The organism is Xenorhabdus thuongxuanensis (assembly GCF_001908095.1).
Classification (GTDB): domain Bacteria; phylum Pseudomonadota; class Gammaproteobacteria; order Enterobacterales; family Enterobacteriaceae; genus Xenorhabdus; species Xenorhabdus thuongxuanensis.
Genome location: NZ_MKGR01000101.1, coordinates 1 through 682 on the forward strand (window position 1 = coordinate 1; position 682 = coordinate 682).

Annotated in this window: 1 protein-coding gene; it reads left to right on the forward strand. The window is 47.4% G+C overall.

Annotated elements, in window-relative coordinates:
* Nucleotides 1-664: ISAs1 family transposase (locus tag Xentx_RS18230; protein WP_139292551.1), on the forward strand; the 664-nt coding region annotated here is incomplete at its 5' end.
* Nucleotides 665-682 lie beyond the last annotated feature (18 nt).

Here is a 682-nt window from a genome sequence, read left to right on the forward strand (position 1 = left end):
CTTGTTGGATATTGAAGGTTCCACTGTCACGATTGATGCAATGGGCTGTCAGTACAAAATCGCTGATCAGATTGTCGGGGAGCAGGCTGATTATGTTCTGGCATTAAAAGGCAATCAGGGTGAATTTCATGACGATATCAAAGACTTTTTAGATACTCAGCTAGCAAAAGGGTTTAGGGGGCTCCCCCACGCTAAAACCCAGGATACAGAAGGCGACCACGGTCGTATCGAACAGCGTCAATTATGGTTGGTTAACGATATTAGCTGGTTACGGGAACGACACCCTCAGTGGTACACACTGGGTGGCATCGCGGTGGTGGAGTCTTGGCGTGAAGAGCAGGGAAAATCCGAGAGTTACGCCCGGCGTTATTATATTACCAGTCATCGTGATAAATCGGCGGACTTTATTGCGGGAGCGATACGTAGCCATGGGCATATTGAAAATAAACTGCACTGGCAGCTGGATGTGAGTTTTGGTGAGGACAGCCAGCGTCTGAGAAGCGGTCATGCTGCTGAAAACATCGCTTTAGTGAATAAAATAGCCCTTAACCTGCTGAAAAATGAGAAAACCGTAAAGGTGGGAGTGAAAACTAAGCGTCAGAAAGCCGGATGGGATAATGGTTACATGCTGAAAGTCCTCACGGTGGGTTTTACGTCAGTCTAATTTAGACCCGTTTGCCCT